Source organism: Microbacterium sp. RG1, from assembly GCF_005347485.1.
GTDB lineage: Bacteria > Actinomycetota > Actinomycetes > Actinomycetales > Microbacteriaceae > Microbacterium > Microbacterium binotii_A.
In genome coordinates this window covers 384634-406805 of sequence record NZ_CP034121.1, presented here as the reverse complement: position 1 = coordinate 406805, position 22172 = coordinate 384634, and the positions used below count along the sequence as shown (strand labels likewise).

Genomic DNA, 22172 nt, shown 5'->3' with positions numbered 1-22172 from the left:
CCGGATGCGGATCGCGCGTCACCTGATCGACGTGCGCCCCCTCACCATCAGCGCGCCGTACGCGCGGATGTGGATCGGCTCCACGCTCGCCGGCCTCGGCGGGCAACTGACGATCGTCGCGGTCATGCTGCACGTCTACGCCCTCACCGGCTCCGACTTCGCCGTGGCGATGGTCGCGGTGGCGGGTCTGGTTCCGATGGTCCTCGCCGGGCTGTACGGAGGGATGCTCGCCGACGCGTTCGATCGGCGCATGGTCGCCCTGGTCGCGGCCTGCATCACCTTCGCGTCCACGGCGCTGCTCGCGGCTCTGGCCTGGTCCGGCGACGAGACCGTCTGGTGGCTCTACGCGCTGAGCATCGTCAACTCCGCCGCGAACTCGGTCGTGATGGCGACCAAGTCCGCGATCACGCCGCGGCTGCTACCGCGCGAGCTGCTGCCTGCGGCGGCCGCCCTCAACGGCGTCACCGTCGGCATCATGGTGATGGCCGGCCCTGCTCTCGCGGGCGTGCTGGTCGCCACCGCCGGCTACGCATGGACCTACTCGATCGACGTCGTGCTCATGACCTCGCTGTTCCTGGGCCTGTGGACCCTGCCGCGGCTCCGCCCGGAAGGCGCGATCGTCAGGCCCGGTCTCGACTCGCTCCGCGACGGCTGGGCATTCCTGCGCCGCGCACGCAACATCCGGATGCAGTACCTCCTGGACATCATCGCGATGACGTTCGGGCAGCCTCTCGCCCTCTTCCCCGGCATCGGCGCCGTGCTGCTCGGAGGCGGACCGGTCACGACCGGCATCCTCACCGCGGCGGTCGCGGCGGGCGCGTTCCTGTCGAGTCTGTTCTCGGGCCCGATCGGCCGCGTGCGCCGCCATGGAGTGGGCATCGAGCGCTCCATCCAGGTCTACGGGGGCGCGATCGCCGCATTCGGACTCGTGCTGGTCGCTGCGAGCCTCGGGTGGTTCGCGGGCGGGGACGTCAACGTCGTCCTGATCGCCGCCGCCTGCGTGGTGCTCGCCGTCTCCGGCGCGGCCGACAACATCAGCGCGATCTTCCGGTCGACCATGATGCAGTCCGCTGTGCCCGACGCGATGCGCGGGCGCCTGCAGGGGATCTTCGTGGTGGTCGTGGCGGGCGGCCCCCGCGTCGGAGCGCTCTACGCCGGTAGCCTCGCGACCCTCACGACGCTGTGGTTCCCGCCTCTGCTGGGCGGCATCGTCATCATCGCGCTGGTCGGGGTGCTGGTGCGTCTCAGCCCCGGCTTCCGCGCGTACGACGCCCTCCACCCGGTGCCCTGAGCGGCGGCACGCTGCCGTTGTGCGGCGCCTTTCGGACATCGCATCCGCCAGGAGTCCGGAAGGTCCGCGGCCCTCACTAGAGTCGGTGCGTGCTCCCCGTCGCGCGCTCCGCCGCCCCGCCCCGCCAGGCGGTCATCGCCGTGCAGTTCGTGCTCACCGGCATCATCTGGGGCTCCAGTTTCCTGTTCATGAAGGTCGCGCTCGGCGGGCTCTCCCCCGCCCAGGTCGCGTGGTCGCGGCTCGTGCTCGGGGCGGTGACGCTGGGGATCTTCGTGGCCATCCGCCGGGAGAGTCTTCCGAGACGGCTCGTGGTGTGGGCGCACATGTTCGTGCTGGCGCTCTCGTTCTGCGTCGTTCCGTTCCTGCTGTTCTCCTGGGCGCAGCAGCACGTCACCTCGGGGCTGGCGAGCATCTACAACGCCACGACCCCGATCATGACCGCGGTGATGGCGTGGGCCGTGTTCCGCGTCGAGAAGCTGCGCATCGTCCAGATCGCGGGCATCCTCATCGGCATCCTCGGTGTGATGGTCATCATCGCGCCCTGGCAGGGCCTCGCCCCGGATCAGAGCCTCGTCGCCCAGTTCGCCATCCTCGGCGCCACGGCCTGCTACGGCTTCAGCCTCGCCTACATGCGGCGCTTCACGTCCGACAGCGGCATGAGCCCCCTGGTCTTCTCGTTCCTGAACATCGGGATCGCGGCCGTGATCATGCTCGCTCTGACGCCGCTGATCGCGCTGACGCCGGTACGACTGGATGCGGCGATCGTCATCTGCCTCGTGCTCCTCGGCTGCCTCGGCACCGGTGTCGCCTACATCTGGAACCAGAACGTCCTCCGCGCCTGGGGCCCGACACGCGCCTCGACCGTCACCTACATCACGCCCGTCGTGGGCGTCGTCCTCGGCGCCATCGTGCTCGGCGAGACGGTGTCGTGGAACGAGCCCGCCGGCGCCCTCGTCGTCTTCCTGGGCATCCTCCTCGCGCAGGACCGACTGCGGCGCCGAGCCCGGACATGACGAAGGGGACGGATGCGGCTGCATCCGTCCCCTTCGTGTGCGATCAGGCCGCGACCGTGCCCTGCAGGTCGAGCTCGATCGTGACGTCCTTGCCGACGAGCACGCCGCCGGTCTCGAGCGCGGCGTTCCAGGTGAGGCCGAACTCCTCGCGGTTGATGACGGTCTTGGCCGTGGCGCCGGCCTTGTAGTTGCCCCACGGGTCGGTGCCGAAGCCGCCGAACTCGAGCTCGAACGTGACGGGCTTGGTGACGTCCTTGATGGTCAGGTCGCCGTCCACCAGGAAGTCGCCCTTCTCGTACCGCACGCCCGTCGAGACGAAGGTCATCGTGGGGTAGTTCTCGACGTCGAAGAAGTCGGCCGAACGCAGGTGGCCGTCGCGGCCCTCGTCCTTGGTGTCGATGGAGGCGACGTCCACCGTGGCCTCGACCTTCGCCTCGAGCGGGTTCTCCGGAGCGATGATCGTGGCGCTCTTCACACCGAAGGTGCCGCGCACCTTCGAGATCATCATGTGGCGCACCGCGAAGGTGACCTCGCTGTGCGAGGCATCCAGCGTCCAGGTGCCGGCCTTGTATCCGGGGATCTCGATTACGTTCGTGTCGGTCATGTTCGCTCCAAAACCAGGGCCGCGCGTTTCGCGGCGTCGAGTCCAGTCAACCGCATCCCCCGGGAACGTATTCCCTTGAATGCAAAATTCTGACGAGAGTCTTAAGAACTTCCGGTGGCCCAACGAGGAAGGGCCCCGGGTTCCCGGGGCCCTTCCAGAGGTCGTGTCAGCCGACCTTCAGCAGGTCGATGATGAAGATGAGCGTCTTGCCCCCGAGGAAGTGCCCGCCGGCGGGGCCGTACGCCAGGTGCGGCGGGATCACGAGCTCGCGGCGACCGCCGACCTTCATGCCCGGGATGCCGTCCTGCCAGCCCTGGATGAGGCCGCGCAACGGGAACTGGATGCTCTCGCCACGCCCCCAGGAGGAGTCGAACTCTTCGCCGGACTCGTACTCGACGCCGGCGTAGTGCACCGTGACGTTGTCGCCCGGCTTCGCCTCTTCGCCGTCTCCGACGATGATGTCGCGGATGACGAGCTCGGTCGGAGCGGGTCCTGCGGGAGCGTCGAACTCGGGCTTCGTGCGGTTGTCAGTCATGTCTCCATCCAAGCACGTCGACGCCGCCCGCGAGGCGCGGCCGAGCCTCTTGACAGCACCCGGCGAGGGGTGGATCCTGACATCAGAACAACTCAGCGCTCGGGAGTCACGCAGGCATCGCCGCGGCACCGGGCGCTGAGTCTTTCCCACTCACCCCAAACGGGCTCCCGGGCGCTCCCGCATCCGCTCGCGCAGCGTCGGGCCGGCAGGCGCGGCCAGTCGGCCTCTCTCGCGAAGGCGTGGAAGCACCAGTTCCCCGAACGCCTCGACGTCGCGCGTTCCGAAGACCGGCTCGAAGAGGAACCCGTCGAGCCCCGTCTGATCGGCGAGCTCCGCGACGCGGTCGGTGACGTGATCGGCATCCCCCACGATCCGGAACCCACGTGTGCCCTTGCCGCGGAGGTCGTCGAGGATCTGTCGAACGGTCGGCGCCGGCGAACCGTCGCGACCGAGGAAGCGCTCGATGTTGCTCGTGCCCATCTGACCGACGATGCCACCGGCGGCCACGACCTCCGCGAGGGTCTTGTCAGGATCGAGCGTGAGCAGATCGATGCCGGTGTTGCCGGCGTACAGCGCCGCCACGACCTCGTCCGACTGCATGCCGTGGAACTCGCGCCAGAGCTGCTCGGCACCGGCCTGCGTCTCGTCCACGATCGCGGTGAGCCCGGCCATGATGCGGATGTCGTCGGGATCGCGTCCCGCCTCGGCGGCGCGGCGGCGGATGTCGGCGACGGCCGCCGCCGTGTGCTCGGGCGTCGTGGCCTGCACGAACACGCCCTCGGCGTGCGAGGCCGCGAGCGCGCGACCCTTCGGAGAGGTCCCGGCCTGGAAGATCACGGGGGTGCGCTGCGGCGACGGCGGGGCACCGAAGTAGCCGCGCGAACGGTAGTGGGCGCCCTCGAACTGGGTGCGATGGATGCGGGACGGGTCGATGTAGACGCCGGAGGCCGCATCCGCCACGAGCGCATCGTCGTCCCAGGACTGCTCCCAGTAGCTGCGGGCGAGGGACACGTACTCCTCCGCCATCTCGTATCGCGTGTCGTGCGCCACCATCTCCGGGTGTCCGAAGAGCTCGGCGACGGCGTTCTGCGAGGCACCCGTGACCACGTTCCAGCCGATGCGCCCCCGCGTGAGATGATCGAGGGTGCTGAAACGGCGCGCCAACGGCAGGGGATGGTCCATTCCCGTCGTGGCCGTCACGACGAATCCCAGCTTCTCCGTCTCTCGGGCGAGGATCGGGATGATGGTCGACGGATCGAGACCTGAGAAGTTGATGGCCGCGGACAGACAGGCCGCACTGATGTCGCCGTTCTGCATCGGATAGCCGAAGCCGTCGGCGAAGAAGAGGAAGTCGTACCCGGTGCGGTCCATGATCTTCGCCATGCGCACCCAGCGGTCGGGGTCGAGGTAGTCCGCGGCGTCGCACAGCGGGTGCGCCCAGCTGTAGGTACCGCCGACCTGCGGGGCGTAGACCTCGAAGACGCCGAAGTGGAGATCGGTCACAGCGCCTCCCCCAGCCATGCTTCGATGTCGGCCTTCGCGCGCGCCTTGAGAGCGTCGCCCGCCAGCGTGGTCTCGATCGAACTCCACGCGCACGCGGCGAGCTGCCGGTCCGTCAGGCCGATCTGCTCGCGTGCGACGACGTACTCATCGAGGATCCCGGGACCGAACAGGATCGGATCATCCGCGTTGATGGAGCACCGCACTCCGGCATCCAGCAGCTGCGGCAGCGGATGGCGGGCGAGGTCATCGACGACATCCAGCAGCAGATTGGAGGTGGGGCAGGTGTCGAGGCAGATCCCGCGCCGTGCCAGCTCGGCCACGAGCGCCGGATCCTCGATCGCCCGCACTCCGTGCAGCACCCGCGAGGCGCCCAGGTCGTCGATGGCCTGCCAGACCGACTCCGGACCCACCAGCTCGCCCGCGTGGGGGGCGGACTGGAGACCTGCGGCACGGGCGATGTCGAACGCGGGGGCGAAGTCGGCGGCGGAATAGCCCCGCTCCTCGTTCGCGAGCCCGAGGGACACGACACCACGATCGGCGCGTGCCGCTGCCGCGTTCGCGAGCGCGATCGCCTCGTCGAGGGGCTCGGTGCGATCGACCGTGACCATGAGCCCCACCTCGACGCCGTGGCGCTCGCCCGCGATGCGAACGGCGTCGAGATGCGCGTCCAGCGCCGCTCCCACAGTCCCGAAGGTCTCGAGATAGAACTGGGGACTCACGCCGAACTCGACGTAGACCGCGCCGTCGGATGCCGCATCCGCCACGGCCTCGTCGATCAACCGCACGAGATTCTCCGGGCGCGCAAGGACCGCGAGCAGCCCCTGGTACATGTCGGCGAACGCCGTGAAGCCGGAGAAGCCGGACACCGGCGGGATCTCGACCGACATCTCCTCGGCGAGCTCGGCGAGCGTCGCGGGCCTCATGGCCGCCTCGAGATGGACGTGGAGATGCCCCTTGGGGAGGGCGGCGAGATCGCGAAGGGCCGAGTCGGCCATGGACGCTCCTGACGTCGAGTGAACTGTTCGGTTCACGATAGCGACGCGGTGTTTCGCTCAGATGACGCCCCGGGTCAGAGCGCGAACAGGGCGGCACGGGCGGCGACCGTCCGCTGCAGCAGCGCGCTCTCTTCCGCGCTCGCGCGCGGGTCTCGTCCGCTGATCGCGCGCTGTCGTGCCGCCGCCAATGCGGTCGCATCCGCGATGAAGGTGCGCATGATCGGCACGCGGTTGCCGGTGAGCGTCCGCGCCCAGGCGAGAGCGGTACGGCGCCCGGCGGCGGTCGCGAGCATGTCGACCTCCTGCGGAGTGAACCAGCCGACGGCCGCGTACTCCCCCAGTCGTGCCCGCGTCAGGCGCGCCTCCTCACGCCGTAGGAGCACGATGGCGACGACGAAGATCACGAAGAGGGGAACCTGGAGCACGGCGTACAGGGCGAAGAAATCACCCAGGAGGGCGGAGCCGTTCCACAGCGCGTGCAGGGCGATGGCGCCGACGAGCCCCAGGAGCCAGGGCCCGAGCGCGCCGCCGAGTCGGACGCCACGGCGAGCGGCGAGGCCCAGCGCGAAACCGGTGACCGCGGTGAACATGACGTGGGCGAAGGGCGAGAGGATGCCCCGCACGAAGAACGTGGCGGAGGCCTGCGTGAACCCGCCCTCGATGAAGGCGCTCGCGAAGTACTGGATGTTCTCGGTGAAGGCGAATCCCGCACCGATCAGCCCGCCGTACACGATTCCGTCCACCGGTCCGTCGAAGAACCTTCGCGCCGCCGCGAAGATCAGGAGCACACCGAGGCCCTTGCCGATCTCTTCGACGATCGGCGCCTGCACGACCGACTGCAGCAGGAGCGCGAGTTGCGAATCGCCGCGGCCGAGCGTCAGCAGCAGCACGAGATCCACACCGAGGGCCAGCGCCACGGCGGCGATGGCACCCCAGCCGAGCGCGAGGATGACGAGCCCCTTCGGCTCCGGCTCCCAGCGATCCACGATGCGCAGGGCCCACAGCACACCCGCGAGCGGCAGCAGCGCGAGGATCGCCCCCAGAAGCGAGGCGACCGGACCGATCGCCTCCAGGAAGTAGCCGACCAGCACCACCAGCAGGACGACGAGCAGCGCACCGACCCAGATGTAGAGCCCCCACGCACGGCGGACCGCTGCGCCGACCGGCGGCTGTGACGTCGCGGGTGCCGCGATCGGCGCCGGAGCGGCGTGCACCGGCTGCGCCAGCGCGGAATCGAAGGCCGGCGGGGTGAGAGTCGGGCGGCCGTCGGGGGTCGTCATTCCCTCAGCCTAGGGTCGCCGCCGGTAGCGTGGAGGGCATGCGCTTCGCCCACCTCCGCACCGCTGCGAATCCGGAGCCGAGACTCGTCGTCGTCGACGAGGACTCCGCCGCCTTCGTCGACGCCTTCTTCCCCGACGCCCCGAGAACGCTCGAGCAGCTCATCCTCGGCGGCGACGACCTGCTGACCCGTGTGCGGGATGCCGCGGCATCCCCCGCGGTGGAGCGCTTCGGGTTCGCGGGAGCGGAGTTCGCGTCGGCGGTCCTGGCCCCGCCCGTCATCCTCGCGGTCGGACTCAACTACGCCGCACACTCCGGCGAGCTGGGCCTGAAGACCGACCAGACCCCGACGGTCTTCGTGCTGTGGCCGAACTCGCTCGCGGGACACGAGCAGACCACGAGCTGGCCGCGCAGCCTCAGCGAGTCCGTCGACTATGAGGCGGAGCTGGGTGTGATCATCGGCCGACCCGCGAAGAACGTCCCGCCGGAGACCGCACTGGAGCACGTGTGGGGCTACACGGTCGTCAACGACGTCACGGCGCGCGACATCCAGTTCTCCGAGGCGCAGTGGTCGCGCTGCAAGTCGTTCGACGGTTTCACCCCCACCGGTCCGTTCGTGGTCACGGCCGACGAGGTGCCCGACCCTCAGGACCTCCACATCTGGACGATCGTCGACGGCCACACCGTGCAGGATGCGTCGACCGGGCAGATGATCCGGCCCGTGTCGACTCTGGTGTCGCACCTCTCCCAGTCCGTGACGCTGCTGCCGGGCACACTCATCTCGACAGGCAGTCCGGGCGGCGCCGGCTACTCCCGCGATCCGCAGATCTTCCTGCGCGACCGCTCGACGGTGACGGTCGGTATCGACGGCATCGGCGCGCTCACGACGCACTGCCGCATCCTGGACTGAACGACGATGGCCCCCACCGGCGGGTGGGGGCCATCGATCCGTCCGCGCGTCATCGCATGTCGTCGCAGTACTGCGTCACCCCGCTGATCTGGTAGACGCCATCCGGGTTCGACGAGCAGTACTCGATCGCCTGCTGCAGGGCACCTGCGAAGCTCACGATGAAGATGATCCCCACGATGATCCCGATCACCATGAACACCGCGCTCAGGATGATGGCCCACACGGCGGGGAGGTTGCGCACGCCGGCCTTACGGCTCTGCACCAGCGCGACGATGCCGAGGATCAGACCGATCAGCTGCGCGAAGAACGCCAGGATGAGCGCCACGATGCCGAGCGTCCTGCCCGGCACCGGTGCGCCCGGAGTCGGCGGACCGGGAACCTGGCCGGCAGCCGGCGACGCCGTCTCGTAGGCCGGGGGCGCCGTCGGATACGCCGGAGGGGCGGCGGGGTATGCCGGCGGGACCGGCGGGGTGTTCTCGGGCGATCCGGTCGGGTCGGTCATGATTCCTCCTGATTCGGCGCGGGCACGGTGCGCGCTCCGACGTTATCGGCTGCGCCGCGTGGTCGCACGGACGACACTCAGTCCTGCGTCGGAGTGAGGCTCGTATCGATGATCGGGATGGCGGCCGTGATGGCCTCAAGCCCCGACAGTCGCGCGGGCGAGAGCTGCTTGAGCACCTCGTCGCGCGGCATGAGTCCGGCCTCGACCACGAGATCGGCGACGTTGCGGCCGGTGAGCAGCGCCGTCTTCGCGAGCGCCGCCGCAGCCGCGTAACCGATGAAGGGCGTGAGCGCGGTGATCGCCCCCACCGAGGAGCCGACCATCGCGCCCAGGCGGTCGTGATTGGCGGTGATGCCCTCGACGCAGTTCACCCGCAGCGTCCACATGGCCTGCCGCATCCAGGTGATCGACTGGAAGATCGAGTGCGCGATCACGGGTTCGAAGGCGTTCAGCTGCAGCTGGCCGCCCTCGACCGCCATCGTGACCGTCATGTCCGCGCCGACGACGGCGAACGCCACCTGGTTGACGACCTCGGGGATGACGGGATTGACCTTGCCGGGCATGATGCTGGAGCCCGCCTGACGCGCGGGCAGGTTGATCTCGCCGAGACCCGCCTGCGGACCGCTGGAGAGCAGCCGCAGATCGTTGCAGATCTTCGAGAGCTTGATCGCGTTGCGCTTGAGCGAGGACGAGAACGACATGAACGAGCCCGTGTCGCTCGTGGACTCGACCAGGTCGTCGGCCGTCGCGAGGTCGAGCCCGGTGATCTCGCGCAGATGACGGAGCACGGCGGGCGCGTAGTCCGGATGCGTCGTGATCCCCGTGCCGATGGCCGTCGCACCCATGTTGACCTCGTGCAGCAGCCAGGCGTTCTCCCGCAGCCGATGCAGGTCCTCCCCCAGCGTCGTGGCGAAGCCGTGGAACTCCTGCCCGAGCGTCATCGGCACCGCATCCTGCAGCTGCGTCCTGCCGACCTTGAGCACGTCGTGGAACTCTCGTGCCTTGTCGAGAAACGCCTGGCGCAGCAGGTCGAGCTCGACCAGGAGGCTCTGCAGGGTGAGCGAGAGGCCGACCTTGATCGCGGTCGGGTACACGTCGTTCGTCGACTGGCTGCGGTTGGTGTGATCGATCGGCGAGAGGAACGCGTAGTCGCCCTTCTCGCGACCGGCGAGCTCGAGCGCCACGTTGGTGATGACCTCGTTGGCGTTCATGTTGGTCGAGGTTCCGGCCCCGCCCTGGATGACGCCGACCACGAACTGGTCGTGGTGCCGCCCCGAGATGACCTCCTGCGCGGCGCGGTCGATGAGCGACGCGCGCTCCGCATCGAGCACGCCGATCTCCCGGTTCGCCCGCGCGGAGGCCTGCTTGACCATCGCGAGCGCCACCACGAGGTCGGGGTAGACGGAGATCGGGCGCTTGGAGATGTCGAAGTTCTCGAGGGCCCGGGCCGTGTGGATGCCCCAGTAGGCATCCACGGGGATCTCGAGGCTCCCGAGGGAGTCGGTCTCGGTGCGGGTACGCGTCGTTGCGTGCTCTGGCATGCGTTGTCCTTGTGGGTCGTCGGCCGGTTGCCTGACCGAGCCTAATCGCCGCGCTCGCGCGTGACACCGGACACGGCGTACACCCCGAACCCGCTACTCTCCCGGGCGGCGAGCGTCAGCGGGGACGCTTGCGCGAGAAGGCGTCGAGCCGCTCCGCAGGCGTGAGAGCTGCCATCTCCGCGACCCATTCCGGCGTGAAGAAGTCCGCCGTCTCGGCATCGACGACGGGCACGACAGCATGCGTGACGGTGTCGTCGTAGATGTGCACGAGGTGGAACGACTGCCCCGCATCCATCCCGTTGACCTCGTCCGCGGGGCGCGCGAGATCCATCGTGTAGCACGTCGCAGCGGCGACACTCACGGGCACACCGGCGAAGGTGCCCGAGGTCGAGTGGTGGAGGTGCCCGGCGAGGATGCCGCGCACATCGCTGTCGCGGACGACGTCGGCCAGTCGGTGCTGCCCACGCAGCTCGAGGATGTCGAAGAACGGGATGTGGCTGGGCAACGGCGGGTGATGCAGTGCCAGGAGCGTCCCCAGCGGCGCGGGCGTGGCCAGCACATCGGCGAGCCAGGCCAGCTGCGCGTCGTCGATCTCGCCGTGGTGCCAGCCCGGCACCGTGGAATCGAGCACGATCAGACGCAGGCCGTCGAGGTCGTGAACGGCGGTGACGGGCTCGTCGCTCGCCGCAGCGCCCAGGAGCTCGGCGCGCAGCGGCGCACGTTCGTCGTGGTTGCCCGCGACCCAGACCAGCGGCGCACCCCACCGCTCGGCCGCAGGCTCGAGCACCTCGCGCAGCGCCCGGTAGGCCTCGGGCTCGCCCAGGTCGGTGAGGTCACCCGTGCACACCACCGCGTCGGGGCGGATGCGGGTGCGATCGATCGCGGCGACGGTGCGCCGCAGATTCGCCAGTGTGTCGTAGCGCCCGCCCAGCGCCGCGTTGCCGGCGAGGAAGTGCGTGTCGCTCAGGTGGACGATCGTGCGCAGCGCAGGCGGATGCTGCCCGAACTGCACGGCGGCGGATGCGGCACTCATACCGCCACCCTACGGCCCGCCGCCGACGCGGTGATCAGTGGCCGATGACGATGAGCAGGAGTCCCGACAGCACCGCGAGCGCGCAGAAACCGAAGGCCGCGCACGCGACGATGAAAGCCACCCGCTTCTGCGCGTCGGTCAGCGGCGAGCGCTTGGCAGCCTTCGCCGCGGCCTTCTCCGCCTTGGCACGCTGCTTGTCGGTCATGACGGTGATCGCGTCGGTGAACTCCGCCGGCGCCACCACCGGCGCCCGTCCGGCGCGCACCAGCATCCGGAGTCCGAGCGCGTAGCTTCCCACCACGGCGACGGCGGCGATGAGGGCGGCGAAGAAGACCTGAACGAACGCGAGCCAATCGATCTGGATGTCCATCAGCGCTGTCCCTTCTCCTGACGGGCCCGCTCGCGCTCCAGGCGACGCTGGCGACGCGTGGGCGGCGGGTTGCGCTTGACCTTGACGGCGCGACCGGAGTCGGCGACCTCGCTCATGGCGTTGGCGGCGGTGACCTCGTCGCGGCGCGAACGCAGGAAGAGCAGAAGCACGATGATCACGGCCAGGACCGCGTCGATCGCGATGCCCCACGGGCCGAGCCAGGCCACGATGAGGGCCGCCGCCGCACCGACGATGCCCGCGGCGGGCAGCGTGAGCAGCCATCCGATCGTGATCCGACCGACCGTCCGCCAGCGCACCTTCGCGCCGCGGCGACCGAGCCCGGACCCGATGACCGAGCCGGATGCCACCTGCGTGGTCGACAGAGCGAAGCCGAGGGCGCTGGAGGCGAGGATCGTGGCGGCGGTGGAGCTCTCCGCCGAGAATCCCTGGGCCGGTTTCACGTCGGTGAGGCCCTTGCCGAGCGTGCGGATGATGCGCCAGCCGCCCATGTACGTGCCGAGGGCGATCGTGAAGGCGCAGGCGAAGATGACCCAGAGCTGGGGATCGGCGTGGGCCGAGTCCTGCCAGCCGGCCATGATCAGCGCGAGGGTGATGACACCCATCGTCTTCTGTGCGTCGTTCGTGCCGTGGGCGAGGGCGACGAGGGAGGAGGAGAAGATCTGCCCCCAGCGGAAGCCGTCGCGGCCGTCCGGCTTGCCGTCGTAGCGCCGGGTCATGGCGTAGGCGAGCTTGGTCGCGGCGAAGGCGATCACCCCCGCGGTCACCGGGGCGATCAGCGCCGGGAGGATGACCTTGCTGAGCACGACGCCGAAGTCGATCGCATAGGCGCCGATGCCCACGAGGGTCGCGCCGATGAGCCCGCCGAACAGCGCGTGCGACGAGCTCGAGGGAAGCCCCAGCAACCAGGTCAGCATGTTCCAGGTGATGGCACCGATGAGCCCGGCGAAGATCAGCGGGAGGAAGGCTCCGGGTGAGATCTGGTCCTCTCGCACGATGCCGTGCGAGATCGTCTTGGACACCTCGGTCGACAGGAACGCTCCGACGAGGTTGAGTCCCGCCGCCAGCAGTACGGCGACCTTCGGCTTCAGGGCACCCGTCGCGATGGGCGTGGCCATCGCGTTCGCGGTGTCGTGGAAGCCGTTGGTGAAGTCGAAGAAGAGCGCGAGTCCGATGATCAGGACGACGATCAGTGCTGCGGTTTCCACCGTTCGCTTTCGGGGAGAGGGAGAAGGAGGGAGAGCCGAGCGAACGGCGGCGCGAACGAACAGTTCACCGTGAAGTCGGCATTCGTTAACCCGACCACACGGAATCCTTACATCGCCCGCCCTCCCGGTCAACTCAGTGCGCCGGGCGTAACCGGCCACGCGCTCCGATACGTTCCGTCCGATCGTCGCGCGTACGCCGTCAGGATGCGGCGACGGCCTCCCACGAGGCGGAGAGCGCCGACGCCCGCACCGCGTCGACGATGTCGGCGGCGCGTGCGCCGTCATCGAACGTGGGAAGACCGTCCGGCGCCTCACCGCGCACAGCGGCGTAGGTGTCTGCGACGAACGCCGCGAACGCATCGCCCCATCCCTGCGCGTGTCCGGCGGGGAACGCGTTCAGGCGGGCCTGTTCCGGCGAGGGTTCCGCCTCGGCGCGCCGCAGGACGCTCGCCCCGTTCGTCGTGCCGAACCACACCGTCTCGGGCGCCTCCTGGTCGAAGACGGCGCTGGCCGAGGTGCCGTCGATCTCGAACCACAGCCGGTTCTTGCGCCCCGCGGACACTTGCGACACGACGACGCTCGCGGGAACACCCGACCGCGTGCGCAACGCGACGATCGCCGCATCCTCGGTCTCGACCGGCGCGATCGGCCGCTCGGCCGTCGCGACGCCGCCGCCGAAGGCGTGATCGCTGCCGATGGGACGCTCGGGGTGGGCGAGCGAGAACTGCGCGGATGCGGCCTCGAACCGTTCCCCGCTGACGAACTCGACCAGATCGCACCAGTGCGAACCGATGTCCGCGAAGGCGCGCGATCCGCCGCCGAGCGCGGGGTCGACGCGCCAGTTCGCGGTGTGGGCGTCCAGCATCCAGTCCTGCAGATAGGTGCCGTGCATGAGCAGGACCCGACCCAACCCGCCCCGCGCCACGCGGGAGCGGATCTCGCGCACGAGAGGGTGGTAGCGGTACACGAACGGGACGGTCGCGACGACCCCCGCTCGGCGGGCGAGGTCGGCCAACTCGTGCGCTTCGGCCCCGTCGAGCCCCAACGGCTTCTCGCACACCACCGCGACACCGGCCGCCAGAAGCGCCCGCACGTAGGGCGCATGGGTGGCGTTGGGGGTGCACACGTGCACGACGTCCGGGACATCGGCCAGCAGCTCCTCGAGATCGAGATAGCCTCGACCTCCCCATCGCTGGGCCGCCTGCGCGCCGCGCTCCGGGCGGGAGCCGAGAACACCAGTCAGCCGACCCCCGACCATGCGGACGGCGCGCGCATGGACCTCCGCGATCATCCCGGTCCCGATGATCGCGACGCGCAGTGCGTTCACGCGGCGAACGTCTGCTCGACCCACCCGCGACTGCGACGCGCGCTCGCATCCGGGTCGCCGTGCAACTGGTCGACCTCGATGACCAGCCACCCGTCGAAGTCGTCGCCGAGCTGCGCCAGCACTCCGGGGATGTCGATGTCGCCGCTGCCGGGCTCGAGGAAGAACGGCTGCGAGGCGACGCGCTCGTAGGGACCCGGGTTCGCCCTGTTCTCGGCCACGAGGGCTGCGGAGTGGTCCTTGATGTGCAGATCGATCACGCGGTCGCGGTGACGCGCGACCATCGCCACCGGGTCGATGCCCGCCCACGCCAGGTGGCCCAGGTCGAACGACGCGCCGAGCACCTCCGGGTCGACCTCGGCGAGCACCGTCTCGATCTCCTCCTCGGTCTCGACCCAGGTACCGACGTGGTTGTGCAGCCCGGCGCGGACACCCTCCGCACGCAGGATGCGGCCCGCCTCCGCGAGCATGTCGACCTGGCGCAGCAGTCGGTCGCGATCGGCGAGGTACCCGACGGCCGCGCGCTCCGACCAGCGCGGCAGCCGGTAATCGACCATCGGCGCGAGGAAGACCGTGTCCAGGCCGAAGTAGAGCGACTCCTCGGCCTTGCGGCGCACGGGGTTGAACCAGCGCGCCCACTCGGCGCTGCCGGGTGCGATCTCCAACCCCTCGTCCTCGGGCAGCCCGATGGAGGCGTAGCCCGGCGCGACGCGCAGGCCCGCGCGTTCGATCATCGCCGCGTAGCTCTGGAGGGTCTGCGTGTCCAGGACCTCCATCATCGTGGCGTCGAACCCGGATGCCGCCACGGCGGCGAGCACCTCCGGGTAGTCCGCCACGAACGACGGCTCGCCGTAACGCCAGCGCCCCGTGCTTCCGGGCACGGCGGGGTCGGGCGGGAGGTTGGTCCACTGAATGGGGTTGAGGGCGACCTGTGAGCGACGGATCGTCATGCGGGAACCTTTCGAAGCAGGGAGCGCGAGCTCATTTGAGACCGGTGGCGGCGATGCCCTGCACGAAGTACTTCTGCAGGAACAGGAACAGGATGAGGACGGGGAGCAGCACCACCACCGCGCCCGCCAGGAGCACGCCGAACTCGGTCGTCCGGTTGGCCTGCGCGGCGACGGCGAGGCCGACGGGAAGGGTGTAGGTGCTCTGCGACTGCGCCATGACCAGGGGCCAGATGAAGGCGTTCCACGATGCGAGGAAGGTGAGCACGCTCACCGTCGCGAGCGCCGGTGCGAGCAGCGGGAGGAAGATCTGCCCGAAGATGCGCAGCTCGCCCGCTCCGTCGAGCCTCGCGGCCTCCATGAGATCCTCCGGGATGGAGTGCGCGAACTGGCGGACCACGAACACGGCGATCGGCAGGACGAGCATGGGAAGCGCGATTCCGAACAGCGTGTCGACGAGCCCGAGCTGGACGGCCACCATGAACTGCGGCACGAAGATCGCGACGATCGGAACCATCATGGTGGCCAGGACCAGCGCGAAGACGAACCCGCGACCGCGGAAATGCAGCTTGGCGAGCGTGTATCCGGCCAGCGAGCTGAACACGAGATTGCCGGCGACGACGAGCGCGGACACGATGACGCCATTGAGGAAGTACCGGCCGAAGCCACGCTCGAAGAGGGTCGTGAAGTTGGCGAGGTTGCCGAAGGACTCCGGGAGCCACGCGCCCGGGTTGGCGGTGAACTCGCCCTGCGTCTTGAATGCGCCGAAGAACACCAGGACGAACGGGATCAGCATCGCCACGCACACGACGGTGATGAACAGGTAGAGCAGCGCGCTGCCCAGTCGGGAGGTACGCATCAGTGTTTGGGCCTCAGCATCCGGAACTGCACGACACTCACCACGGCCACCAGCAGGATCAGCACGAAGGAGCCCGCCATGGAGGCGGCGATGTTCCCGTAGCCGAACTGCTGATATACCCAGAGGGAGATCGATCTCGTCGAGTCCAAGGGGCCGCCGCCGGTGAGCAGGTAGGGCTCCTCGAAGATGTTCATGTACATGACGGTGATGAGCACCGTCACCAGTAGCGTCGTCGGACGCAGCAGCGGCAGCGTCATGTGCACGATCCGTCGCCAGGGACCCGCGCCGTCGATCGCGGCGGCCTCGTAGACCTCTTCCGGCACAGCCTGGAGTCCCGCGAGGAACAGCACCATCGCCGTCCCCACGTTGCGCCAGACGGTGAGCAGGATCACCGAGGTGACACCCCACGCCGGGTCCCCGAGCCAGTTGGGCCCCGCGATGCCGATCGCGGCCAGCGCCTCGTTGACCGGGCCCTCGTAGGTGAGGGCGTACTTCCAGATCACGGATGCGGCGACGATGTTGGCGATGACCGGGAGGTAGATGGCTGCCCGGAACACCGGGCGCAGACGCCGGATGCCGCTGCCCAGCAGGATCGCGAGGGCGAGCCCGATGCCGATCGTGAGCGGGACGCCGATCACGACGAAGAGGACCGTGTTGCCGATCGAGCGCAGGAAGTCCGGGTTGGCGAGCAGCGCCGTGAAGTTCTCGGCGCCGACGACCTCGACCTGGAGGGGGTCTCGGATGTCGCGCAGTCCGATGTCGGTGAAGCTGAACGCCAGCGCGAACAGCCCCGGGACCACCGTGAACAGACCGACGACGATGAGCGTCGGCAGCAGGAAGATCCAGGCGACGAGGCTCTGCCGCGGCCGCGCGCCGCGACGGCCGCGCGGCCGGGCGCCCCCCGCGGGGAGACGGCTCGTGCGCGTCTCCCCGCGGGTGAGTGTGGAACTCGTCATGGTCGTCCGGCGCTCACTCGACCCCGGTGCCGATCGCGTCGGCCTTGGCCTGCGCGGCGGCGAGCACGTCGGCGGGCGTGGCCTGCCCCCGCGCGGCGCGCTCCATCTCGGACCCCAGCATCGCGGAGACCTCGAGCCAGCCCGGGACGGCAGGAACCGCGCTCGCCATCGGGATGGCCTCCTTGATGACGGTCAGGAACGGGTCGTCGGCGATCACCGGCTCGTCCCATGCCGCCTCGACGGCGGGCAGGTTGCCGAAGCGCTCGTACCAGGCGACCTGGGTCTCGGGCTGCGACATCCAGCGCACGAGCTTCCACGCCGCATCCGCGTTCTTGGCGTCCTCGAAGACGGCGAGGCTTCCGCCTCCGATCGCCGAGGTGCTGCCGCCGGGGCCGGCGGCGTTCAGCGCGACGCCCAGGTTCTCGCTCGACCAGCCCTCCCCGTTCGCCTCGTCGAGCCAGGACGGGAACCACGGTCCGTTGACGTAGGCCCCGATCTGCCCCGACGTGAACCACGGCACGGTGTCGAGGAACGTCGGGCCGTCCGGCGATGCGTACCCGTCGAGGATCAGGTTCGTGAAGGTCTCCAGCGCCGCGAGGTTCTCCGGCGTGTCGATGGTCCATTCGGTGTGGTCGTCGGAGATCAGCGATCCGCCGGCCTGGATGCTGAAGTCGTTGAACTGCTGCGCGGTGTACTCGTTCCACTCCACCGAGAGGCCGATCGGGAACTTCACTCCCTGCGCCTGCATCGCCTCGGCGAACGCCGGGTAGTCGTCCCACGTCGCGGGCGCCTCGACGCCGGCGGCATCCGCAAGGTCCTTGCGGTAATAGAACGCCTGGGCGTAGGTGTACCAGGGCACGGCGTGTGCGGCGCCGTCGTACTGGGCGGCATCCCACATGTTGTCGAAGAAGGCGCCGCCGTCGACGAGGCCGTCGGGGACCGTGGCGAACGCGTCGGTGGCGAGCATGCTCGCCTGCGACTGCGACAGCAGGAACGTCGCGTCGGGGACGTTGCCCGCCGCGACGGCCGCGGACACCTTCGTGGCGAACTCCGACTCGGGGATCGAGGTCACGTTGACGGTGACGTCGGGATTCTCCTTCTCGAACTCCTCGAAGAAGGCGGGCAGCGCCTCCCCCTCCGCGCCGGCCGCCCAGAACTCGACGGTGCCGGTCGCGGCGTCGTCCCCGACGACCGTGTCGGCGGCCGCCTCGGAATCGCCGGACGCCCGACCGCACCCGGCGAGGACGACGGCGGCGGTGAGGGCGACACCTGAGACGAGGAGCGTGCGCCGGAGTGGACGTGAAGGCAGTGCAGACATGGTGGTACGGCCTTTCGGGATGCGGGTGGGTGCGCCCGTGGAGCGGGTGGGGCGCCGGCGGCAGATGCCGAGCCGCGGCCAGGCTATGGGCACCTCGGAAGCCGATCCGACCGATGTTGACAGAATTAACATCGGCGTCACAGCCGACAAGAATTCGTTACGAGCGCGAAACTTTCTCCACGCATCGGACGTCTTTTGGTTCGCAATAGTCGTCTTATATCGATCATCGACATATCTGGAGGACCCGTGGACGCGGACGTACTCATCGTGGGCAGCGGCATCATGGGTGCCGCGGTTGCCGCCGAAGTGGGCCGCCTGCGCCCCGGGACGCGGATCACGATCGTGGAGGCCGGGCCCGCCGGGGAGGGCGCCCCCGCACGCCACCTCCACGATTCGACGGATGCGGGAACACGAGACGCCTACCACGCCCACGTCGCGGCCGGCGTGCAGTCCATGTACGTCGGCGCCGCGACGGCAGGCGCCTTCGATGCCCGCAGCGCATCCGCGTTCGGACTGTACGACTTCGCCGCGCTCGGACACGACGCGACCGAGATGCCCGCAGCCGCAAGCGCGTGGAACGTCGGCGGGATGGGATCCCACTGGACCGCCGCGTGCCCCACGCCGTGGGGTCACGAGATCCCGGCGGCGATCGCATCCGAGTGGGAGGCCGACTACGAACGCGTGCGCAGCATTCTTCGGATCCGTTCCGACCGCTTCGGGCCCACGCCCGCCGGTGCCGCCGTCCTGGAAGCGCTCACGCGGGCGTTCGGCGACGTCAGCGCCTCCGGACGCGGGCCGCAGATCATGCCCATGGGCGTCTTCCGGGCCGACGGGGTCGAGCGTCGGCGGACCGACCCCGGGGTCATCCTCCCGGAGCTCGACGGGTCGTCGGAGACCGTCACTCTGCTCTCGGGCACCCTCGCGCGGCGCATCCTCCTCGACGGACAGCGCGCCCTGGGACTCGAGGTCGAGGATCTGCGCACGGGCGAGCGCCGCAAGCTCCGCGCGGACCACGTCGTCGTCGCCGCGGACGCCCTGCGCAGTCCGCAGCTCCTGTTCGCCTCGGGGGTGCGCCCCCAGGCTCTCGGTCGGTATCTCAACGAACACGCGTTCATCACCGGGAGGGTCTTCGCCGAGCCGCACCACCTCGGCGTAGACGAGGTGCCGCCGCTCGGCGAGGGCGAGTGGATGACGGACTCGCTCTGGCTTCCGCACAGCGACGACGCGCAGCCGTTCCACTGGCAGATCAGCGTGGGACCGCTGTTCTCCGAGGACCTCCAGGAAGCCGTGGCCATGGCCGTCGGCATCAGCGTCTACGTCCCCACCGAGGTCAGGGAGACATCACGCATCGAGTTCTCCGAAACGGAGACGGACGCACTCGGCATGCCGCGCGCCCGCATCCATTACGACTACAGCGACACCGATCTGGCACTCATCGAACGCGCGACCCGGGAGCAGCGGGTGGCGTTCGAGGCGGTCGCGGGAGCGGACGCCGTCGGCAACACGCTCCTACTGCCACCCGGCTCCTCCCTGCACTACTCGGGGACGGTGCGCATGAGCGAGACGGATGACGGCACGGGTGTCGTGGACCGCGACGGCGCCGTCTGGGGCACCGAGGGCCTCTTCGTCGCCGGTAACGGTGTCCTGCCGGGGTCGGTCGCAGCCAACATCACGGCGGCCGGTACCGTCACGGCCGTCCGCGCGGCGCGCGCGATCGTGCGCCGACTCGAAGGCTGAGCCCTTCGTCGGGGCACGAGCGTCCCGCATCCGACTAGCGTGGAACAGTGACCGACTCCGCCATCCCCGCTCCCCCGCACGCCGCCCGAAAGGTCCGTTCCCGCTCGCACCACGGTGACGTGTTCGACGACCCGTACGAGTGGCTCCGCGACAAGGACGACGCGAATGTCGTGGCGCACATCGAGGCCGAGAATGCCTACACCGACGCACGTACCGCGCACCTCGCGGGCCTGCGCGAGCAGATCTTCCAGGAGATCAAGGGACGCACGCTCGAGACCGACCTGTCCGTGCCCACCCGTCGCGGCCGGTGGTGGTACTTCTCCCGCACCGAGGAGGGCAAGCAGTACGGCATCCACTGTCGCGCACCGCTCGCCTCTCCCGACGACTGGACGCCGCCGGTCCCCGAAGGCTCCCTCGACGGCGAACAGGTGCTGCTCGACGGCAACGCGGAGGCGGACGGGGAGGAGTTCTTCTCCCTCGGCACCTTCGAGGTCTCCACGGACGGCCGGCTGCTGCTGTACGGCGTCGACACGTCAGGAGACGAGCGATACACGTTGCGCGTGCGCGACCTGGAGACGGGCGCGACGCTGCCCGACGTCATCGAGGGCACGTTCGCGGGCGCCTCGCTGTCCCCCGACGGTCGCTTCATCGTCTACTCGACGGTCGACGACGCGTGGCGGCCCGACAAGGTCTGGCTCCACGAGCTGGGGACCCCGGTCACCGACGACGCCCTTCTCTTCCACGAGAACGACGACCGTTTCTGGGTCGGCGCCGGCTTCACCCGCAGCGACCGCTTCCTGGTCATCGGCGTCGGCTCCTCCATCACCTCCGAGGAATGGCTGCTTCCGGCGGACGATCTCCGCGGCGAGCCCCGCGTGGTCTGGCCGCGCCGGGAAGGCGTGGAGTACGACAGCGACCACGTCGTGGTCGACGGCGAGGATGTGCTGTACATCCTGCACAACGACCAGGCGGTGGACTTCGAGCTCGTGCGGGTGTCCGCATCCGATCCGCAGGGCGCGCGCGACGTCGTCGTAGAGCACCAGGGCGGCCGCCGACTTCTGGGCCTGTCCACCTTCCGCGACTGGGCCGTGCTCGCGTACCGGCGCGAGGGACTCGCGCGACTCGGCATGCTGGACTACGCCGACGGCGCGGTGGCCGAGCTCGAGTTCGAGGAGCCGCTCTACTCCGTCGGGACAGCCGGCAACCCCGAGTGGGCCCCTCCCCTCATCCGTCTGGGCTACGGCTCGTTCGTGACGCCGTCGACGGTCTTCGACTACGACCCCGCCAGCGGCGAGCGCATCGTGCGCAAGCAGCAGCCGGTACTCGGCGGCTACGACAGCGCCGACTACGCCCAGGCTCGCGTGTGGGCCACCGCCCAGGACGGCGCCGAGGTCCCGGTCTCGCTGGTGTGGAAGCGGTCGTTCGGGGATGCGGGAGCGGCGCCTCGCCCGGTGCACCTCTACGGCTACGGCTCCTACGAGCACTCCATCGAGCCGGCGTTCTCGGTCGCGCGCCTGTCGGAGCTCGATCGCGGGGTGATCTTCGCGGTCGCCCACGTGCGCGGCGGTGGCGAGATGGGCCGGGAGTGGTACGAGAACGGCAAGCTGCTGGCCAAGCGCAACACGTTCACCGACTTCGTCGACTGCGCCCTGCACCTGATCGATCACGGCTACACCTCGCCCGATCTCCTCGTCGCCGAGGGCGGTTCGGCCGGCGGGCTGCTGATGGGCGCCGTCGCGAACCTCGCACCCGAGCTGTTCGCCGGTATCCTCGCCGACGTGCCGTTCGTGGACGCCCTGACGACGATCCTCGACCCCTCGCTTCCGCTCACGGTCATCGAGTGGGACGAGTGGGGCGACCCCCTGCACGACCCCGAGGTGTACGCCTACATGAAGACGTACTCGCCGTACGAGAACGTGCGCGAGGGCGTGGCGTATCCCCGCATCCTTGCCGTCACCTCGTTCAACGACACCCGCGTGCTGTACGTGGAGCCCGCGAAGTGGGTGGCGCGGCTGCGCGAGGTCGGCGCCGATGCGCTGCTCAAGTGCGAGATGGTGGCCGGCCACGGCGGTGTGAGCGGACGCTACAACGCGTGGCGCGAGCGCGCGTACGAACAGGCCTGGATGCTGGACGTCCTCGGCCTCGCCTGACCCCGCCCAGCCCCACCCATCACCGCCCAGCGCCGCCCGTCAGGAGGTATCCCTCCGTCAGGAAGATCCCGCGCCGATCA

At 69.6% G+C, this 22172-nt stretch carries 20 protein-coding genes; 5 read left to right on the top strand and 15 right to left on the bottom strand.

From position 1 onward, the window contains the following. The first annotated feature begins 4 nt into the window (after window positions 1–4). Both EHF32_RS01835 and EHF32_RS01830 read left to right on the top strand, forming a co-directional pair. On the top strand, window positions 5–1291 hold the full coding sequence (locus EHF32_RS01835) for an MFS transporter (RefSeq protein WP_137416540.1): 1287 nt from the start codon (window positions 5–7) through the stop codon (window positions 1289–1291). A gap of 89 nt (window positions 1292–1380) precedes the next feature. Beyond that, entirely contained in the window at window positions 1381–2304 is a 924-nt protein-coding gene (locus tag EHF32_RS01830; protein WP_272949057.1) for a DMT family transporter, read from the top strand. Window positions 2305–2347: 43 nt separating this feature from the next. On the opposite strand, the gene EHF32_RS01825 is transcribed toward EHF32_RS01830, so the two are convergent. The 5 genes from EHF32_RS01825 to EHF32_RS01805 all read right to left on the bottom strand — a co-directional run bounded on the left by EHF32_RS01825 (window position 2348) and on the right by EHF32_RS01805 (window position 7221). Continuing rightward, the gene (locus tag EHF32_RS01825) at window positions 2348–2908 is read right to left on the bottom strand and encodes a YceI family protein (protein ID WP_137416539.1); all 561 of its coding nucleotides are present in this window, start codon (window positions 2906–2908) and stop codon (window positions 2348–2350) included. A gap of 166 nt (window positions 2909–3074) precedes the next feature. After that, window positions 3075–3443, bottom strand: a complete 369-nt coding sequence (locus EHF32_RS01820) for an FKBP-type peptidyl-prolyl cis-trans isomerase (protein WP_137416538.1) — start codon at window positions 3441–3443, stop codon at window positions 3075–3077. Between the two features lie 150 nt (window positions 3444–3593). Next, window positions 3594–4946 (bottom strand): NtaA/DmoA family FMN-dependent monooxygenase, encoded by a 1353-nt coding sequence (locus tag EHF32_RS01815; RefSeq protein WP_161594048.1) that lies wholly within the window; start codon window positions 4944–4946, stop codon window positions 3594–3596. Beyond that, complete coding sequence (gene add / locus EHF32_RS01810) at window positions 4943–5941, bottom strand: adenosine deaminase (protein WP_137416536.1); 999 nt, start codon at window positions 5939–5941, stop codon at window positions 4943–4945. The genes EHF32_RS01815 and add overlap by 4 nt, the downstream gene beginning before the upstream one ends. 74 nt (window positions 5942–6015) lie before the next feature. Next, window positions 6016–7221: a PrsW family intramembrane metalloprotease gene (locus EHF32_RS01805; RefSeq protein ID WP_137416535.1), complete on the bottom strand. Its 1206-nt coding sequence runs from the start codon at window positions 7219–7221 to the stop codon at window positions 6016–6018. Window positions 7222–7259: 38 nt separating this feature from the next. Here EHF32_RS01805 and EHF32_RS01800 point away from each other — a divergent pair, with 38 nt between their 5' ends. Continuing rightward, a complete protein-coding gene (locus EHF32_RS01800; RefSeq protein ID WP_137416534.1) occupies window positions 7260–8129 on the top strand; it encodes a fumarylacetoacetate hydrolase family protein in 870 nt (289 codons plus the stop codon). 49 nt (window positions 8130–8178) lie between these two features. Here the strand turns inward: EHF32_RS01800 and EHF32_RS01795 are convergent, their stop codons facing one another. From EHF32_RS01795 to EHF32_RS01750, 10 genes are all read right to left on the bottom strand, one after another. Continuing rightward, on the bottom strand, window positions 8179–8631 hold the full coding sequence (locus EHF32_RS01795; protein WP_137416533.1) for a DUF4190 domain-containing protein: 453 nt from the start codon (window positions 8629–8631) through the stop codon (window positions 8179–8181). Window positions 8632–8708: 77 nt separating this feature from the next. Beyond that, window positions 8709–10172: an aspartate ammonia-lyase gene (locus tag EHF32_RS01790; protein ID WP_137416532.1), complete on the bottom strand. Its 1464-nt coding sequence runs from the start codon at window positions 10170–10172 to the stop codon at window positions 8709–8711. A gap of 115 nt (window positions 10173–10287) precedes the next feature. After that, window positions 10288–11205, bottom strand: a complete 918-nt coding sequence (locus tag EHF32_RS01785; protein ID WP_137416531.1) for a phosphodiesterase — start codon at window positions 11203–11205, stop codon at window positions 10288–10290. A gap of 34 nt (window positions 11206–11239) precedes the next feature. Then, the gene (locus tag EHF32_RS01780; RefSeq protein ID WP_137416530.1) at window positions 11240–11575 is read right to left on the bottom strand and encodes a peptidase; all 336 of its coding nucleotides are present in this window, start codon (window positions 11573–11575) and stop codon (window positions 11240–11242) included. After that, the gene (locus tag EHF32_RS01775) at window positions 11575–12801 is read right to left on the bottom strand and encodes an inorganic phosphate transporter (protein WP_137416529.1); all 1227 of its coding nucleotides are present in this window, start codon (window positions 12799–12801) and stop codon (window positions 11575–11577) included. The genes EHF32_RS01780 and EHF32_RS01775 overlap by 1 nt, the downstream gene beginning before the upstream one ends. A 199-nt stretch (window positions 12802–13000) precedes the next feature. Then, window positions 13001–14128, bottom strand: coding sequence for a Gfo/Idh/MocA family protein (locus EHF32_RS01770; RefSeq protein ID WP_137416528.1), 1128 nt, complete (start codon window positions 14126–14128; stop codon window positions 13001–13003). Further along, window positions 14125–15075, bottom strand: coding sequence for a sugar phosphate isomerase/epimerase family protein (locus EHF32_RS01765; protein ID WP_137416527.1), 951 nt, complete (start codon window positions 15073–15075; stop codon window positions 14125–14127). Before EHF32_RS01765 ends, EHF32_RS01770 begins: the two co-directional genes overlap by 4 nt. A 31-nt stretch (window positions 15076–15106) precedes the next feature. Then, a complete protein-coding gene (locus EHF32_RS01760; protein ID WP_137416526.1) occupies window positions 15107–15931 on the bottom strand; it encodes a carbohydrate ABC transporter permease in 825 nt (274 codons plus the stop codon). Then, window positions 15931–16887: a carbohydrate ABC transporter permease gene (locus tag EHF32_RS01755; protein ID WP_137416525.1), complete on the bottom strand. Its 957-nt coding sequence runs from the start codon at window positions 16885–16887 to the stop codon at window positions 15931–15933. Before EHF32_RS01755 ends, EHF32_RS01760 begins: the two co-directional genes overlap by 1 nt. Before the next feature lie 13 nt (window positions 16888–16900). Continuing rightward, a complete protein-coding gene (locus EHF32_RS01750) occupies window positions 16901–18205 on the bottom strand; it encodes an extracellular solute-binding protein (RefSeq protein ID WP_161594047.1) in 1305 nt (434 codons plus the stop codon). Between the two features lie 246 nt (window positions 18206–18451). Between EHF32_RS01750 and EHF32_RS01745 the strand changes: the two genes are divergently transcribed. Then, window positions 18452–19942 (top strand): GMC oxidoreductase, encoded by a 1491-nt coding sequence (locus tag EHF32_RS01745; RefSeq protein WP_137416523.1) that lies wholly within the window; start codon window positions 18452–18454, stop codon window positions 19940–19942. A 47-nt stretch (window positions 19943–19989) separates the two neighbouring features. Further along, window positions 19990–22092, top strand: a complete 2103-nt coding sequence (locus EHF32_RS01740; protein ID WP_238343764.1) for a S9 family peptidase — start codon at window positions 19990–19992, stop codon at window positions 22090–22092. Window positions 22093–22172 lie beyond the last annotated feature (80 nt).